The organism is Exiguobacterium sp. s34 (assembly GCF_018617435.1).
Taxonomy (GTDB): Bacteria; Bacillota; Bacilli; order Exiguobacteriales; family Exiguobacteriaceae; genus Exiguobacterium; species Exiguobacterium aestuarii.
The window spans coordinates 51,047-67,790 of sequence record NZ_JACSKE010000004.1; the positions used below are offsets into that span (position 1 = coordinate 51,047).

The 16,744-nt window shown below is 48.7% G+C and carries 14 protein-coding genes; 11 read left to right on the top strand and 3 right to left on the bottom strand.

What is annotated here, in order from left to right; all coding sequences use genetic code 11:
• Positions 1–123 precede the first annotated feature (123 nt).
• From KNO87_RS09695 to KNO87_RS09725, 7 genes are all read left to right on the top strand, one after another.
• On the top strand, positions 124–1,197 hold the full coding sequence (locus KNO87_RS09695; RefSeq protein WP_214795824.1) for an alpha/beta hydrolase: 1,074 nt from the start codon (positions 124–126) through the stop codon (positions 1,195–1,197).
• Positions 1,194–3,968, top strand: coding sequence for a glycoside hydrolase family 3 protein (locus tag KNO87_RS09700; protein ID WP_214795826.1), 2,775 nt, complete (start codon positions 1,194–1,196; stop codon positions 3,966–3,968). Before KNO87_RS09695 ends, KNO87_RS09700 begins: the two co-directional genes overlap by 4 nt.
• 136 nt (positions 3,969–4,104) lie before the next feature.
• Positions 4,105–5,475 carry an alkaline phosphatase gene (locus KNO87_RS09705; RefSeq protein WP_214795834.1) on the top strand — a complete coding sequence of 457 codons (1,371 nt, stop codon included), beginning with the start codon at positions 4,105–4,107 and terminating at the stop codon, positions 5,473–5,475.
• A 108-nt stretch (positions 5,476–5,583) separates the two neighbouring features.
• Positions 5,584–6,249 carry an HAD family hydrolase gene (locus tag KNO87_RS09710; RefSeq protein WP_214795836.1) on the top strand — a complete coding sequence of 222 codons (666 nt, stop codon included), beginning with the start codon at positions 5,584–5,586 and terminating at the stop codon, positions 6,247–6,249.
• A gap of 61 nt (positions 6,250–6,310) precedes the next feature.
• A complete protein-coding gene (locus KNO87_RS09715; RefSeq protein WP_214795838.1) occupies positions 6,311–6,805 on the top strand; it encodes an LURP-one-related/scramblase family protein in 495 nt (164 codons plus the stop codon).
• 13 nt (positions 6,806–6,818) lie between these two features.
• Positions 6,819–7,361 (top strand): NUDIX hydrolase, encoded by a 543-nt coding sequence (locus KNO87_RS09720; RefSeq protein WP_214795840.1) that lies wholly within the window; start codon positions 6,819–6,821, stop codon positions 7,359–7,361.
• Positions 7,362–7,543: 182 nt separating this feature from the next.
• Entirely contained in the window at positions 7,544–9,934 is a 2,391-nt protein-coding gene (locus tag KNO87_RS09725; RefSeq protein ID WP_214795842.1) for a carbohydrate binding domain-containing protein, read from the top strand.
• Between the two features lie 47 nt (positions 9,935–9,981).
• Here KNO87_RS09725 and mprF read toward each other — a convergent pair whose 3' ends face one another.
• Complete coding sequence (gene mprF, locus KNO87_RS09730) at positions 9,982–12,474, bottom strand: bifunctional lysylphosphatidylglycerol flippase/synthetase MprF (RefSeq protein ID WP_214795844.1); 2,493 nt, start codon at positions 12,472–12,474, stop codon at positions 9,982–9,984.
• 171 nt (positions 12,475–12,645) lie between these two features.
• Here mprF and KNO87_RS09735 point away from each other — a divergent pair, with 171 nt between their 5' ends.
• The 4 genes from KNO87_RS09735 to KNO87_RS09750 all read left to right on the top strand — a co-directional run bounded on the left by KNO87_RS09735 (position 12,646) and on the right by KNO87_RS09750 (position 15,532).
• Complete coding sequence (locus tag KNO87_RS09735; RefSeq protein ID WP_214790016.1) at positions 12,646–13,194, top strand: bifunctional transcriptional activator/DNA repair enzyme AdaA; 549 nt, start codon at positions 12,646–12,648, stop codon at positions 13,192–13,194.
• Entirely contained in the window at positions 13,191–14,084 is an 894-nt protein-coding gene (locus KNO87_RS09740) for a DNA-3-methyladenine glycosylase family protein (RefSeq protein ID WP_214795846.1), read from the top strand. The genes KNO87_RS09735 and KNO87_RS09740 overlap by 4 nt, the downstream gene beginning before the upstream one ends.
• Positions 14,071–14,553, top strand: a complete 483-nt coding sequence (locus KNO87_RS09745) for a methylated-DNA--[protein]-cysteine S-methyltransferase (protein ID WP_214795848.1) — start codon at positions 14,071–14,073, stop codon at positions 14,551–14,553. Before KNO87_RS09740 ends, KNO87_RS09745 begins: the two co-directional genes overlap by 14 nt.
• A gap of 115 nt (positions 14,554–14,668) precedes the next feature.
• Positions 14,669–15,532, top strand: coding sequence for a DegV family protein (locus KNO87_RS09750; RefSeq protein WP_214795850.1), 864 nt, complete (start codon positions 14,669–14,671; stop codon positions 15,530–15,532).
• Positions 15,533–15,558: 26 nt separating this feature from the next.
• Here the strand turns inward: KNO87_RS09750 and KNO87_RS09755 are convergent, their stop codons facing one another.
• Together KNO87_RS09755 and KNO87_RS09760 are read right to left on the bottom strand one after the other, a co-directional pair.
• Entirely contained in the window at positions 15,559–16,101 is a 543-nt protein-coding gene (locus tag KNO87_RS09755) for a histidine phosphatase family protein (RefSeq protein ID WP_214795852.1), read from the bottom strand.
• 28 nt (positions 16,102–16,129) lie between these two features.
• Positions 16,130–16,591 carry a DUF2691 family protein gene (locus KNO87_RS09760; protein WP_214795854.1) on the bottom strand — a complete coding sequence of 154 codons (462 nt, stop codon included), beginning with the start codon at positions 16,589–16,591 and terminating at the stop codon, positions 16,130–16,132.
• Positions 16,592–16,744: the final 153 nt, after the last annotated feature.

Sequence of the window (16,744 nt, forward strand, 5' to 3'; positions counted from 1 at the left end):
TCTGCTTCAGAAAATTTCAATGTCTATTTGCAATACAGTCCATTATAGACCGAAAGACGGTAGGAAAGCGAATGTCACATAAAAATAGACTATATCAAAGGTTGATTGAAAGGAGTTTACATAGTGGGACACAGTTATGAACATCTCATTGATCGTCTGAATCAACATCAACAACTTACGAGATCAAATCATCTCGAAACCATCATCAAACCAATTCCAGATTCAGATCGTACCGGTGACCTCGATCCACGCGTGTTTGCGACACTTACCTCGAATCATTCAGATGACGAACCGGATGGCGAATTTAATCTCGAGGTGGCACGTGCCAGCATGGGTTGGCCGAACCGGGATCAGACGACGACTGCTATCAAAACCGAATATGTAAAGATTCCAAGTGAAGACGGAGACATCCCGGTCCGTCTGTATCGCCCACATCATACCGAACCAGTCCCAGCGATTCTCTTCTTCCATGGTGGCGGGTTCTTCGGAGGGACGCTCGAGACGGTCGAGAATCCATGTAAGTTGCTGGCGGAACGGGCGAACGCGGTCGTCATCTCTGTCGATTATCGTCTCGCCCCGGAGCACCCGTTCCCGGCCGGATTGAACGATTGTGATCGCGCCTTTGAATGGGTGTATGACAATGCGAGTGAGTTGAACATCCTGAAAGATCGAATCGGCGTCGCCGGTGACAGTGCCGGTGGCAACTTGGCGACCGCTTGCTGTCTGATGGAGCAAGAGCGCGGGACAGCGCGCATTCGTTACCAAGCGCTCGTCTATCCGGTCGTCAATCTAGGGTCGATTCCGACAGATGATTTTGAATGGACGCTCGATGCATATCATATTTCGCATCATCACGACTTGATTCGAGGTATCGTGCTCGCGCTCGCCGACACGGACTCATTTTTCAATGACCTCTATCTTCAAGGAAAGGCGGATGTCACGCATCCGCTCGTCTCACCATTATTCGCAGACGATGTCTCGAGTCTACCACCGACTTTGATTGTGACGGCCGAATACGATTACTTACGACTCGAAGGGGAGGCGTATGCGCGGAAACTGGCACGAGCGGGTGTCCCGACACGCCTCATTCAATATCGGGGTATGGATCATGCCTTCATGGACAAATTAGGAGACTACCCACAGGCAGAAGATTGTATGAATGAAATCGCAATAGGATTAAAGGAGCTGACGAAATGAAACAGTATACATTGGATTGGAAACGTTATGAGGAATTGGCCCGGCAAGCGGTCGCGGAAGGCGTCGTGTTAGTCAAAAACGATCAGAAGACGCTCCCGTTACAGCCTGGAACGAAGCTCGCCGTATTTGGTCGTAGCCAGTTCCATTACTATAAGAGCGGTACGGGCTCAGGTGGGATGGTAAACGTCGGTCACGTCACGACGCCGCTCGAGGCACTACGTGAAAATACGGATATTCAAATCAATGAATCGCTCTATTCGACGTATGAGGCATGGGTGAAAGAGAATCCGTTCGACCAAGGTGTCGGTTGGGCAGGTGAACCGTGGTCGCAACAGGAGATGGACGTAACGGACGAACTCGTTGAACAGACGGCACAAGAATCGGATATTGCGCTCATCATGATTGGACGCACGGCAGGAGAAGACCGTGACAACACGGCCGACCCAGGCAGTTACTTATTGACGGATATCGAACACGCGATGATCGAGCGCGTCACGAAACGCTTCAACAAAACGGTCGTCGTCTTAAATGTCGGGAACATCATCGACATGAAATGGGCAAATGAGCCGAGTGCGATCCTTTATGCATGGCAAGGCGGGATGGAAGGTGGAAAAGGACTCGTCGACGTTCTCGTCGGAGATGTAAGTCCTTCCGGGAAACTGACGGATACGATTGCTCGCTCGATTGAGGATTATCCGTCGACAAAGAACTTCGGTCATGCAGACAAAGGCATTTATCAAGAAGACATCTATGTCGGTTATCGCTACTTCGAGACGTTCGCGAAGGATGATGTTTTATACCCATTCGGTTTCGGTCTGTCTTACACGACGTTCAAAACGGAGGTCAAACAGACTCAAGAAGTCGATGGCATCCTAACGGTTGATGTGGAGGTGACGAACACGGGTGACTGTGACGGGAAAGAAGTCGTTCAGCTCTATGTCGAGAAACCGCAAGGGAAGCTTGGGAACCCGCTCCGGTCATTGGTGGCGTTTGAGAAAACATTGCTCCTTGAACCAAACGAACGCCAAACTCTTTCGTTTAGCGTCGACATGACTGACTTTGCGAGCTATGACGACTCAGGCGTGACGGGTCATGAATCGAGCTTCGTTCTAGAGGCAGGAACGTATCGGTTATACGTCGGAACGGATGTGCGTTCGGCTTCACTTGCTCTCGAAGTCGAGCAACAGGAGAAACGTGTCCTCGAGACGTTAAGTGAAAACATGGCGCCTGTCCTCCCGTTTGAACGGATGAGACCGATTCAAGGAGAACAAGGAATTGAAGTGGGCTACGAATCGACACCGCTTCGTGCCGTTGATGTTGAGACACGTTATTTGGAAGAACGTCCTGAGACGCGACCGTTCACAGATGACCAAGGCATCAAATTGAGTGATGTGTACCATGGAAAGGCGTCTCTCGACACATTCTTGGATCAATTGACGGATGAGGATTTGGCTACGATTGTCCGCGGACAAGGGATGAACTCACCACGTGTCACACCGGGGACGGCAGCTGCGTTTGGTGGCGTATCCGATCGATTGAACGAACTCGAGATTCCAGCGGCATGTTGTGCCGACGGTCCGTCAGGCATCCGTATGGATATCGGGACAAAGGCGTTCGCGCTTCCGAATGGGACGCTTTTGGCTTCCACGTTTAACGTCGACCTCGTCGAAGACTTGTTTGAGATGACTGGGCTTGAGATGCGTAAAAACCGGGTCGATACGTTGCTCGGACCAGGGATGAACATTCACCGTAACCCGTTGAATGGTCGAAACTTCGAGTATTTCTCAGAAGATCCGCATTTGACTGGAAAGATGGCGGTCGCTCAACTGAACGGCATGCATCGTGTCGGGGTGACGGGAACACTCAAGCACTTCAGTGCCAATAACCAAGAGGCGCATCGTCACGATATCGATTCGGTCGTCTCGGAGCGGGCGTTACGCGAGATTTATTTGAAAGGGTTCGAGATGGCGGTGAAAGAAGGACGCGCATCGTCCATCATGACGACATATGGTGCGGTCAACGGGATCTGGACGGCAGGATTATACGACCAAAACACGCGTATCTTACGTGACGAGTGGGGCTTTGAAGGCATCGTCATGACAGACTGGTGGGCAAAAGTGAACTTCCGTGAGGATGAGTCGGCCAACCGTCAAAATACGGCAGCGATGGTTCGCTCGCAAAACGACTTGTACATGGTCGTCGACCGTCCGGACCTCAACTCATTCGAGGACAATACCATGGCATCGCTCGAAGAGGGAATCGTCACACGGGGTGAGTTGTTGCGGAGCGCGCGGAACATTTGTTTATTCATCTTGAAATCACCGGCGATGGAGCGTCTTCTCGGAATTCATGATGGTTCGGTCGAGGTGCTCGGATTTGAAGATGAGACGAATCAACAAGACACATTCGAGTTGGACTATCAACATCTCGAGAACGGGGAGCGCGTCGATTTGTCAGGAATCGACACATCGACAGGCAGCACGCACGTCTTCGCCATCTCGGTCGACCAGACCGGAACGTATGACATCACGTTGACTGCTCGTTCGAACGCGGGAGAGTTGGCGCAGATGCCGGTGACGTTGTTTGCGAACAATATCCCGGGTGCGACGTTCACGTTTAACGGGACGGACGGAGAATGGGTGACGCAGACGAAGCAGGTCTTCTTCTTGAACCAGCATAACTATCTCCAACTCTATTTCGCATTGAGCGGACTAGAAGTAAAGGACGTGTCCTTCACCCTTGCAGATGAATTTAGTATGAAGAACGGCTGATCGATTCAAGGACGTCTCAATGAGGCGTCCTTTCTCTATTTACAAAAACCATACAGACCTGTATTCGTTCTGAAAATATATCTTTACAATCGTCCGTTACGCTACAGAAGTAGCAAACATTCGGGAGGGTTTACAGATGAAAAAGACAATGAAGAAGTTCGTTCCACTCGCGGTCGTTTCGACGCTTGCACTTGGGGGAATCGTTGGAGTTCAGCAACAAAATGAAGCAGAAGCCGCGAAAGATTCAAAGAATCATAAGGCGAAAAACGTCATCTTTATGATCGGGGACGGGATGGGCGTGCCTTATACGACAGCGCTTCGTTACATGAACGACAATGAAGAGACGGTGGAGATGGAGCCGACGGCCTTCGATTCACATTTGGTGGGTATGCAATCGACATATCCTGAAGACGACGCGGAGAACGTCACAGATTCGGCAGCCGCAGCGACGGCGATGAGTTCTGGTGTCAAGACGTATAACAACGCAATTGCCGTCGATAACGACAAAACAGACGTGAAAACGGTACTCGAACAAGCGAAAGAGAACGGCATGTCGACAGGACTTGTCGCCACGTCAGAAATCACGCATGCGACACCGGCATCTTACGGGGCACATGAAGAGCAACGTAAGAGTGAAAACGCCATCGCTAACGATTACTATGATGATTTGATTAATGGAGAACATAAAGTGGACGTCATGCTCGGAGGCGGAACGAAATTCTTCGAACGCTCGGACCGAAATATCGCCAAGCAGTTCCAAGAAGACGGCTACAGCTACGTCACGTCTGCTGAGGAAATGAAGCAAGACAATAACGAGCAAGTGCTTGGTCTCTTCGCAGAAGTTGGCATGGATAAGATGATTGATCGTGACGAGGAGCAACCAAGTCTTGCAGACATGACGACATCAGCACTTGACCGTTTGAAAGGGAATGACAATGGTTTCTTCCTTATGGTAGAAGGAAGCCAAATCGACTGGGCTGGACATGACAACGACGTCGTCGGTGCGATGAGTGAGATGAAGGACTTTGAGCAGGCGTTTGAGGTGGTGCGTGACTTCGCCAAAGAGAACGGTGAGACATTGGTCGTCGTAACAGCGGACCACTCGACGGGCGGTATTTCTATCGGAGCGGACGGGAACTACAACTGGGATCCGACGCCGATCCAAGCAGCGAAACGCACACCAGATTTCATGGCGAAAGAAATCGAAGGTGGAGCGGACGTGGAAGCCGTCTTACGTGAGAATATCGATTTAGAATTGACGTCTGAAGAGATTGCTTCTGTGAAGAAAGCGGCTGAGACGAATGACGTGACGGAAATCGACAACGCCATCGAGAAAATTTTCGATCAGCGTTCAGGAACGGGCTGGACGACGGACGGTCATACGGGTGACGATGTACCAGTATACGCATTCGGGCCACAACAAGAAAAGTTCGTTGGTATGAGCGACAATACCGATCAGGCAAAACGAATTTTCAACTTGTTGGAGAATAAAGGGAAAATCAAATAAGTAAGGGTATACGCTAAGACTACGTGGGAATTCCTGCGTAGTCTTTTTTTACGAAACAGTCGTATGATAGACAGACAAGCGATGATTCAATCAACGAGGGGGAAGCAGATGAAACACGCAGTGATTTTTGACATGGACGGAACATTGTTTCGGACAGATTTGATTTTAGAGTTGGCGTTGGATGAAACGTTTGAGTACCTACGAAAAAATGGCGAATGGGATGGGCCGACACCGATTGATCAATATCGGAACATCATGGGCGTACCGTTACCCGTCGTATGGGAGACACTGCTTCCGCAACACGGGGTACAGGTTAGAGAGGAGACGGACGTCTATTTCTTACGACGACTCATCGAAAACATTGAAAACGGGAATGGAGCATTATATCCGGGGGTACTCGAGCTGTTTGAACAATTGAAGCAGATGGGACATCCGATTTTCATTGCCAGCAATGGTTTGGTGGACTATTTGCAAGCCATCGTCACGCACTATGAATTGGATCGTTGGATCACAGAAACATATAGCATTCAACAAATCGATACGTTGGATAAGGGCGATTTGGTGGCTGAAATCGTGAAGAAGTATAAACTACAGAACGGCTTCGTGGTAGGTGACCGATTATCGGATATCATGGCTGCACGAGTGAACGGACTGACGTCGATCGGCTGTCGTTTTGATTTTGCACAAGAAGCGGAATTAAAAGAAGCGGACTATATTGCGAATCACTTGTCGGATGTACTTAAACTTGTATCAAAGGAGACAGTTTTGCGATAAGTGAATCGATTTCGAAGTTGGACTCGTACGTAAAGGACTACAAAAAATCGGAGGGATCATCATGCATACGCTCTACATGAAACAAAAAGTGTTAAGCTTACGCGGGCGCTTTACCATCAAGGATGCGGACGGACATGACAAATATTTCATCGAAGGTAGCTTTATGAAGTTTCCAAAGTCATTTGAAATCAAAGATACGAACGATCAGACGGTCACAACAATCACGAAAAAGACGTTCAGTTTCTTGCCAAAGTTTTTTGTGGAAGTGGATGGCACAGATATGATGACCATCTCGAAAGAATTTTCATTCTTTAAACCGAAATATTCGATCGATGCGGCCAGGATTGATGTCCAAGGGGATTGGTGGGACATGGATTTTGACGTGACGAAGAACGGACAATCCATCGGAAGTGTGCAGAAGAAATGGTTCTCGTGGGGAGACAGTTACGAGATTCGTGTCGAAGAACCGGAGATGGAACATTTGCTCATCTCCATCGTCGTAGCCATCGATTGCGCGAAAGCCGATCAAGCAGCGGCATCAAGTGCAGCAACATAAGGGAGAGTATCTAATGGAATTTTGGGATGTTTATACGGTCGACCGTGAAAAGACGGGCCGCACATGGCAACGAGGAAGTCGATTGCCAGAAAACGAGTATCATCTTGTCATCCACGTATGTATCTTTAACCAGAAGGGCGAAATGCTGATTCAACAGCGCCAACCGTTCAAGGATGGTTGGGCCAACATGTGGGATATCACGGTCGGAGGAAGTGCGACTGTAGGGGATACAAGTCAGCAAGCCGCGATGCGTGAGCTCGAAGAAGAGATTGGGCTCAAGCTTGATCTATCTCAGACACGACCGCATCTGACGGTCAATTTTGACGAAGGATTTGACGATATTTACCTTGTTGAAGCGGAAGTGGATTTGAATGAGTTGACGCTACAGGAATCTGAAGTGCAGGCTGTGAAATGGGCGGATGAGGCGACAATTCTTCAAATGATTCGACAGCATGAGTTCATTCCATACCATGAACCGATGATTCCGTTGCTGTTTGCGATGCGAGGACAATGGGGAGGAATCAATCATAAAGCTGCAGTGAAAGTGGATTCTTAAATGTGGGAAGCATCGACATGAGTCGGTGCTTTTTTATGTCATTTTGATTTCACTTCCGAAAAGTGGTTGAAGTTGGAATGGATAAAATTTTATAATGGTGTTAACGAAAGCGCTTTCGGAAATCGCTTTCAAAAAGAACGGTCTGAAAGTTTGCCATCCCTTATCCTGAAGGAGGACACATGATGAAGAAATGGGTTGCACTCGCACTCGGGACAGGTCTTGTCCTGTCATTGCCACAAGAGGTGCCGGCTGAAAAGAGTTCAAAAGCCGACGACGCCAAGTGGAAACTTGTCTGGTCAGATGAGTTTAGTAAGGCTGAAATCGATCACTCGAAGTGGAATTTTGAAACGGGGAACTGGATTGTCGACAAAGACGGAAATCCAGTCGCTGCCGGTTGGGGAAACAATGAGAAGCAATTTTATACGGACAAAAACGAAAACGCTTTCGTACAAGACGGGAAGCTTGTCATCCGTGCAAAGAAAGAACAAGCATCGGATCAATTCGGCACATATGATTACACATCGGCGAAGTTGACGACAAAGGGTACGTTCAGTAAGACGTATGGTCGTTATGAGATGAGAGCCAAACTCCCGACAGGAAAAGGGCTTTGGCCTGCATTTTGGATGCTTCCAGAAGAAGACCGCTACGGTGGTTGGGCCGCATCTGGTGAAATCGACATCATGGAGTCATGGGGCAGTCAGCCAGATAAAGTCGCTGGCACGATTCACTACGGGGAAACATGGCCAAACAACAAATACACGGGGAAAGACTATCACTTCGCAGAGGGTGACGGCATCGACAAATGGCATACATATGCGGTCGAGTGGGAGCCTGGTGAGATTCGTTGGTATGTAGACGGACAATTGTATCAGACGCAAAACGATTGGTATGCGAAAGAAGCAAACAAGGCTTCAAAATATAGTTATCCTGCGCCATTCGACCAAGATTTCTATTTGATTATGAACTTGGCAGTCGGTGGATGGTTCGATGGGGACGTTGACGAGACGACACCGTTCCCGGCAGAGATGGAAGTCGATTACGTCCGCGTCTTTGACTTGAAGAACGGGAAATATCGTGATGCTGTCGAACCGACATACTCGGATGAGGAAATCGTGTTACCAGAAGGTGCGAAACAACCTTTAGAAGACGGGAACCTTGTCTATGATGAAGACTATACAGAACCGATTACGACGGTGACAAACGGTGCACAGGCGCTCAACCCGACGTATTGGAACTATGTGGCGCTTCCTGACTTTGGTGGGGTCGGCTCAGTCGATGTGATTGATTTGGCAGGGTCGCGATTCGCCGACATTTCGATTGATCAGGCGGGAAGCCAGCCGTACTCGCATCAATTGATTCAAAACGTGTCACTTGGACAGGGCGGACACTATAAAGTGACGTTTGACGCCAAGGCGGACGCGGCGCGTTCGATTGCCGTTAAAGTTGGCGGTGGACCGGACCGAGGCTATGCGAAATATTCAGATGAAGGGTCATTTGATTTGACGACAGATGTTCAAACGTACTCGATGACATTCGATATGACAGAAGAGACTGACCTTGCGGCACGTCTCGAGTTCAATGTCGGACTGAGCACGTCTGGTGTCCAAATCGGGAACGTCCGTGTCGAGCAGACACCTCGTGAGGCGTTCGACCCGAATGCGACAAAACCGAAGCTTGGAGACGGAAACCATGTATATAACGGTACGTTCGATCAAGGTGCGATGGATCGCATGACGTATTGGACGTTCGACCCAGGTGTCACGAAAGGGACAGGAACAGTGGATCCAGTAGAGCGTCTCTTCCGTTTCGAAACGAACAAGAAAAAAGGAGCACCGGCAACATTGGTGCAACAAGGAATTCAATTGCAAGAAGGACATGAATACGTTCTCCGCTTCAAAGCACGTGCAGAGCGTGTAGACGGTCTTCAAGTCGGATTGAACGGTGCGAATGGGGATGCCTACCTTCCGCTTCAGCGTGTCGCTCTATCAGAAGCGTTCGATACGTATGAAATTCCGTTCACGATGGAAGCCGGAACGGACCTCATGAGCCAGCTTCAGTTCATTCTCGGTTCTGAAAAAGGTGTGATTGAGATCGATGATGTCGAATTGCGCGATGTCACGCCGATTTATATCGATCCATCTCCACTTAAAAACGGTGCTTTCACAGAAGGTCTCACAAACTGGGGCTCCTATGTACACTTTGACGCACAGGCTGCTGTCGAAGCGGTGAATGAGGCGGCGCGTATCTCGATTACGCAAGAAGGAAACGAAGCATGGAGTGTCCTTATGGAACAAGGTGGTCTTGAGTTACAACAAGACCAAACGTACGTCGTTCAATTCGATGCATCTTCTACAGTCGCTCGTTCATTCGAAGTGACGTTAGAGAATGCCGGGTACTATCGCTACTTGAGCGAAGTCGTTTCGGTCACACCGGAAACGAACACGTATACGTTTGAAGTGACGATGCCGGTGACGGATATGACAGGATTGAAGTTCTTGATGGGACGCACAGAAGGGTCACCACTTGGTGCGCATGACATCACGATTGATAACGTGAGTGTGACGTTGAAATAAGATGATACGCAAAACAGGAATTTCTCACGATGAGAAATTCCTGTTTTTTAGCGTTTCCGACTAATCAATCGCGCCGTTCGTAAAATCGACGGCAACAATTTACGACGTTGTCGGAATGCGAGATAACGCCCTTCCCAAGACGGTTTGAACTTTTGTTTAAACTGTCTCAGGCCGCTGAACGGATAAATATAACTGATGTTTTCGAAAATATCGGCGGCGACGCGCTCTGGCCAATGGGAGAATGTCTGCTCACCAACGGCGGCAAGTGGTGCCACGCCGAGTCCGACATGTTCATAGCCTTCCGCACGTGCCCATTCGATGATGTGAAGAATCAGCACTTCGATTGCTCCGGACGGCGCATCATTTTTCGAACGCATCAAATCGATTGAAATGGCTCCATTCCCTCTGAGCAACGAAATGAAGGCGACGACGACACCATCCGCATCTCGTAACAGAGCGATTGGATAACGTGTCAACGTTTCGTAGTCGAAGAAACCGAGAGAGAATCCTTTCTCGTTCCGATTTCCAATCCACTCATCTGAAATCTCTTTTAACTCCTCTAATAACAGGAGGCTTGGCTCACAGACGATCTCGAACGTGATTCCCTTCTTTTCGAATTGATTGTAAAGGGAGCGCATATTCGCACGCTTCTTACCCGACAACGAGAAGGTCGACACGTCAATCGTCGCCTCTTCCCCTAGCTTGAAGAACGTGAAGCCGGCATCATGAAGGCGTGGCATCCAATTCGGTGTGATTTGATAAAATAAAGGAATATATCCAATTCGGTCCGCATCCTCGATGAAACGTGTCAATAACGCAGTCGCGGCCTGTCGTTCCCCTTGAATGTCACCAAGGACGATCGCGTGGTTCCGCGCTGTCGCAAACAAGAGACATGCGTTTCCAGCTTCATTGATATAAAATCGTTTATCTGCCATATGGGCCAAGTCAAAGCTACTCGATGTGTGCTGTGTTGCTTGGAACTGTCTGATGCGATCTTCATCGTATGCTTCTCCGAGCGCCGGGCGTTTCCAACGGTCGAACAGAAGCAGAAGTGCACTTGCCACGAGTGACGTGAAGAGGAGAAGTAACACCGTCAACCAGCCAGCCTGATGGGATGTGAAAAATAAGTCATCGGTGCCGGCGAACGACTGTAGCAACAGGGCGTGTGAGCCGACGTATAGCAGGACATAGAACAAATTTCGAATGAGACGACCAGTCGTTAAAATGGAGCGATATCGGACGTGTCGTTTACGCGTCAACCAGACGAATGTCGCGAAACCGATGACGACGAATGTCTCAAATAAGTTCAAACCACGAGCGATGACGCCGATTGAAGCCCAGATGAATGCCGTGTTGAGTAACCAGAGCGTTCGCTTCGTCCGCACATACATGCCATAGACGGAAAGGAACATGAGTAATCCAGCACTCAATAAAAGAAGCGTCCCGATCCATTCGAACCAACGATTCACTTCATAGAGTGGTGTCACACTCGGGAGAAGTGTCTGGAACCAAATCAACAAACTGCTCATCAAGGCAATGAGGCTACCTGTTAAGCGCCCGATCTTTGCGAGCGTCCGTGAAACGATGCGCCAGACGACGGTCCCGATTTCATAAGAGGACCCAATGATTGGCCGATATTCGATTTGTTTGACGACCTGGTCTCCGAACGCGATGGCAGCTAAAAAGAGACCGATCAAAAACGGAACGACGAAATAGACGAACCGATAGATCATTAAAGATGAGAGAACGATGTCTTGATGAATCCCAAGCTGTGTCATCCCGACAAGATACAGTAAATCAAACGTACCGGCACCTCCGGGGACGAGTGAGACGACACCGACGACCGTGGCGACGATAAAGACTCCAAAGAGTTGCGTGAACGAAGCTGACCCGTCGAGTAACGATAGCGCATAGACGGCGACGAGTCCTGCCGTGACCCATTCCGCAAGTGAAGTCATCGTGTAACCAATCAAGGTGGACCAACCCACGTTTGATCGTCGTGACGTGACGAATAGATAGAATGGGAGCATCGCACTCACCGCAAGTAATACCGGCCAAATCCACGGTTTCGTCCCGACGAGTGCGCCTGCCGGGAAAATCCCGACGAGCACACCGATGGAAAGGATGGAAAGCCCACTGATGAGTGTCGGAGTCATCCAACCGATCGCGCGGAGCAAGCGTTTTGTGTCCGTATAAGGACGGTACAGGGAAGTACGAAGGGCAATCCCAATCACTCCACCGAATCCGAGCATCCCATTCATTGAGTTCGTGATCCATGCCGTTTGGACGACTTTTCGCTTCGGTAATTGAATGTGTAACGAGCGGAGCAGGAAGTAATCGTAGCCGGTCATCGTCAAGACAGCGAATCCGCCAAATAGGATGAGTGTGAACTGCTCCCATCCGGTCAATTGTTTCAATGTCGTGAAGGCGGTCGCGAGTGAGAGGTCTTTCAACTCTTGTCCGCTCTGGAATAAAATCAATCCGATTAACGCTATAGGGATGAGCCATTTTAATTGTTTCCATGAAAAACGAGTGCGCATGAGGTTTTCTCCTTATCTGTCATATGACTGACAGCGTCTTCTAACTAAATCGTACTATAGGATACGATTGAAATCTGTAAAACGTTTCAAATGAGGGGATTATAAGCGCAAGAAAAAGGACGAAATATTGTTTTTATCTTTGCTACAGTGAAATAAGAAAGGGGTGTGGAGATGCTGACATTTGAAGAAAAATGGACGAAAGTGCTCGCTTGTGACGCGACGTATGATGGACTATTTTATACAGCCGTGAAGACGACGGGAATTTATTGTCGACCATCGTGTCGTTCCCGCAAACCGAAAAAAGAGAATGTCGATTTTTATATGACAAGACAAGAGGTGGAAGCGAAAGGGTTTCGACCGTGCAAGCGATGCCAGCCAGAAGTCGAGCATGCCCCACACCGCGCGCTCGTCAAACAGGTGACGGTATATCTGATGGAACATTACAAGCAACCGATTCGTCTTGAACAGATTGCTGAGCATGTCCAGCTGAGTCCGTTCCATTTGGAGCGAACGTTCACCCAAGCGACAGGAGAAACACCAAGGCAGCTGTTGGAACGACTACGCATCGACAAGGCGGCTTATTTATTGCGAACGACTTCCATGAGCAATTTGACGGTCTGCTATGAGGTCGGGTTTCAAACGCCGTCGAACTTTTACCGAGTCTTTCGCCGAGTGAAAGGTTGTACACCGAATATGTATCGAAAAGGAGGGGACGTATGAACGATTTGTTACTAGACGTTCCGCAACCGTTTGATTTTAATGAATGTCTCGTCTTTTTAAGTCGGTCCGAGCAAGAGGTGCTACATGTCACGACGGACGAGGCGATTCAAAAGTTGATGCGGATCGGGGAGCGTCCCATCCTCGTCGAACTTTTAGAAGAGCAAGACCACATTCGCGTGGTGTTCCCGGTCGATGACGTTTCAGATACGGAAAAAGAATGCGTGGAACGTGAGGTACGTGACTGGTTAGACCTTGACCGTGATTTAACACCCTTTGAGGCGATGGGTGCAAAGGATGAATTGTTGGCACCATTAATCGAAGCGCATCGCGGGTTGCGGATGATTGGATTTCCAGATTTGTTCGAGGCACTCACATGGGCCATCATCGGGCAACAAATCACGTTATCCTTCGCCTATACAGTCAAACGTCGATTCGTCGAACGATATGGAGATCAGCGAGTCATCGGAGATCAGGTGTACTGGACGTTCCCACGTGCAGAACGAATCGCTTTGCTTGAGCCGGAAGCGTTGCGCGAGCTTCAGTTTAGTCGAAGAAAATCCGAGTATGTCATTGATATTGCACGGGAAATAACTAACGGAACGCTATCGAAAGCGTTGCTACAATCACAATCTTCAGCTGACATTCGTCAACGGTTACTTTCCATACGTGGCGTCGGAGCCTGGACGGCAGACTATGTATTGATGAAGTGTTTTCAGGACGCATCAGCCTTTCCCATCGCGGATGTCGGATTGCATCAAGCGATTCAACATCAATTAGGTACGCCTGAAAAGCCGACGATTGAAGAAGTGAAGCGATACGGGGAGCGCTGGCAAGGTTGGGAAGGATATGCGACATTCTATCTGTGGAGGTCATTATATGGAGACGTATAAATTAGACATGAAGACACCGATTGGCGTGATCGAAATCGTTGGGACAGAAACGGTCATTCAATCGATTCTATTCGTCGCACGAGAAGAGGCGCAATCGCCTGAATCAGGTATCCCAAATGTATTGCGACAGTGTAAGGAGGAACTCGCTGCCTATTTTCATGGCGATCGAATGACGTTCACGTTTCCGACTGAACAAACCGGTACAACGTTTCAGCATGACGTATGGAAAGCGTTACAAACGATCCCTTATGCGGAGACGGCTTCCTATCGCGAACTCGCCGAACGCGTAGAACGACCTGCGGCTGTCCGGGCGGTCGGGGCGACGAACGGTCGCAACAAGCTGAGCATTGTTGTTCCATGTCATCGTGTCATCGGGTCGAACGGGAAATTAACGGGGTATGCCGGCGGATTGTGGCGAAAAGAATGGCTTTTGCACCACGAGAAACAAGTCGCACATCAAACCCAGTAAAAAAACATTTCCCCCTCCAAATCTGCTACACTAAAGGAGGTCCTATCGTGACGTCGGAATCGACGAAGTTATAGGATGATTCCCGTCACTTATGGAGAAGGTTTTGGAGGAATGTATGATTAAATTACTAGCAGATTCAACGTGTGACTTATCGGATGCAGTGCTTGAACAGTACAACATCGGGGTCGCGCCGTTGATCATTACGATGAACAATATGTCTTATCAGGACCGGGTGGATATCCAGCCGGATGATTTTTACGGAATGTTGGAAGCGCTCCCGGAATTCCCGACGACGGCGATGCCGAGCCCGGCGACGTTCTTGAAGTTGATGGAAGATGCGGTCGCTTCTGGTCACGAAGAGATTTTATGCATCTGTATGTCGAGCGGCACGAGCGGCTCGTATCAGTCAGCCGTGATTGGAAAAGAGTACTTTGAAGAAGCGCATCCTGACTCGACTGTAAAGATTCACGTCGTCGATTCTCGTTCGATGAGTCACGGTAGTGGCTGGTTGTTGCTGAAGAGTGCGCAGATGCGTGAAGCGGGTGCGACGTTCGAACAGCTCGTCGATTTCAACGAGACGTATAAGACGAAAGTGAAACACTTCTTGTCCGTGGATGACTTGGACCACTTGATCAAGAGCGGGCGTATCTCAAATGCGAGTGCCATCATCGGGAAGCTACTCATGGTGAAGCCGATTATGAGCATGAAGGACGGCAAAGGTGCGATTGTTGCCAAGGAACGTGGTACACGTAAAGTGTTGAAGCATTATACGGACGAGTTCGTGAAGCGCGTGAATCCAGACATCACGAATTTCGTGATCATCGGGTACACATCAGATCAACGAATTGCCGAAAACTTAAAAGCGAAGATTGAAGCAGAAACAGATTTCACAGGCGAGATTTACCTCATGCAGATGGGGGTTTCGGTCGGGACGCACGTTGGTCTCGGTGCCATCTCGATGTTCTTCGTGGAGAAATAACAAAAGCCGTCTCATTGTGAGACGGCTTATTTGTTGATCCAAATATGTTCGAGGAATGGATTTTCATCACTGAAATCCAAGCGATAAACGTCTGGGTTACGCATCTTGCGCCATGTATCAAAGTCATATTGTGGGTCGAGATGTTGTAAGAGGAGCGCAAGTAAGTTGCCGTGTGTCACGAGTAATGTCGAACCATGTGGAGATTGAGCACGCTCCACGACTTGTAGGATACGATTCGTCGCCTCCATACCAGATTCAGCATCAGGCAATTTGAACGTCGGGTCGATGAACGACTGACGTAACGGCGTCAGCCAGTCTTCGAGCGGTTCGTGGGACAGGATGCGTTCTCGCAGTAACGGTTCACGTTCGATTGAGAGCTGATGCGCATCGGCGAGTGGCGTTACCGAAGCGACCGCTCGCGTGTAATCGCTGGAGATGATTCGGTCAATTGGAACCTCACGAAAGAAGTCACGGAGCAGGAGTGCTTGTTCGTGACCCGAGTCCGTCAGAGGTGCATCGGGTTCTTGACCGGTTGCGGAGCAGTGGCGAATCAGATAGAGCGTAGGCATAGTGGATTCTCCTTTTTGAAATGCTCAATTACCAGCAAGATAAGCGTGTCATCGAGTCATTATGACTTGTGATGTATGTGATTTCCTTAAATCCATGCAAAGATGCATTTTCGTAAAGGGAATTGAGCATCTCTTGGTCTTTACAGTAGATTGTGACGTCTTGACTGTCCGTCACTAATAGCACGAACTCGCACGTACTATGTAAAAAGTCTTCATACGTTACGATTTCCGAGGACATATCGCATTGAAATGCTTTGATATCAACGAAAATCAAATAGTGTTCATGCTGTTTGAGCAGTTCAGCGAATTGACGACCATCGATTACGGTCGAATCAAAAAACAACAGACAATCAAGTTGCCCATCTTTCACGATATACGATTCCTCATCAATTACTTTCCATCGGTATTGATCAAGAGGGATTGGACCCAAAATCGCCTGCAAAAACTGACCATATTGATTCGGTATTGTAAAACGTATGCCACGTCTCAATAGAACCCCTCCTTCGCTTTAAAGAATCATTCCGTTTTTCATAAAAAGTTTCAACACAAAAAATCATACATAACCCTTATCATTCATCACAAAAGAGTTATAATCGGTATAACGATTATAAAATATACGATTGAAGAATGGGGATTCTCCGGT

Excerpts from the sequence above, each read along its gene's own strand:
- KNO87_RS09700 (WP_214795826.1), top strand. The coding sequence starts at position 1,194 with ATGAAACAGTATACATTGGATTGGAAACGTTATGAGGAATTGGCCCGG.
- KNO87_RS09705 (WP_214795834.1), top strand. The coding sequence starts at position 4,105 with ATGAAAAAGACAATGAAGAAGTTCGTTCCACTCGCGGTCGTTTCGACG.
- KNO87_RS09710 (WP_214795836.1), top strand. The coding sequence starts at position 5,584 with ATGAAACACGCAGTGATTTTTGACATGGACGGAACATTGTTTCGGACA.
- KNO87_RS09715 (WP_214795838.1), top strand. The coding sequence starts at position 6,311 with ATGCATACGCTCTACATGAAACAAAAAGTGTTAAGCTTACGCGGGCGC.
- KNO87_RS09720 (WP_214795840.1), top strand. The coding sequence starts at position 6,819 with ATGGAATTTTGGGATGTTTATACGGTCGACCGTGAAAAGACGGGCCGC.
- KNO87_RS09725 (WP_214795842.1), top strand. The coding sequence starts at position 7,544 with ATGAAGAAATGGGTTGCACTCGCACTCGGGACAGGTCTTGTCCTGTCA.
- mprF (WP_214795844.1), bottom strand. The coding sequence starts at position 12,474 with ATGCGCACTCGTTTTTCATGGAAACAATTAAAATGGCTCATCCCTATA.
- KNO87_RS09735 (WP_214790016.1), top strand. The coding sequence starts at position 12,646 with ATGCTGACATTTGAAGAAAAATGGACGAAAGTGCTCGCTTGTGACGCG.
- KNO87_RS09740 (WP_214795846.1), top strand. The coding sequence starts at position 13,191 with ATGAACGATTTGTTACTAGACGTTCCGCAACCGTTTGATTTTAATGAA.
- KNO87_RS09745 (WP_214795848.1), top strand. The coding sequence starts at position 14,071 with ATGGAGACGTATAAATTAGACATGAAGACACCGATTGGCGTGATCGAA.
- KNO87_RS09750 (WP_214795850.1), top strand. The coding sequence starts at position 14,669 with ATGATTAAATTACTAGCAGATTCAACGTGTGACTTATCGGATGCAGTG.
- KNO87_RS09755 (WP_214795852.1), bottom strand. The coding sequence starts at position 16,101 with ATGCCTACGCTCTATCTGATTCGCCACTGCTCCGCAACCGGTCAAGAA.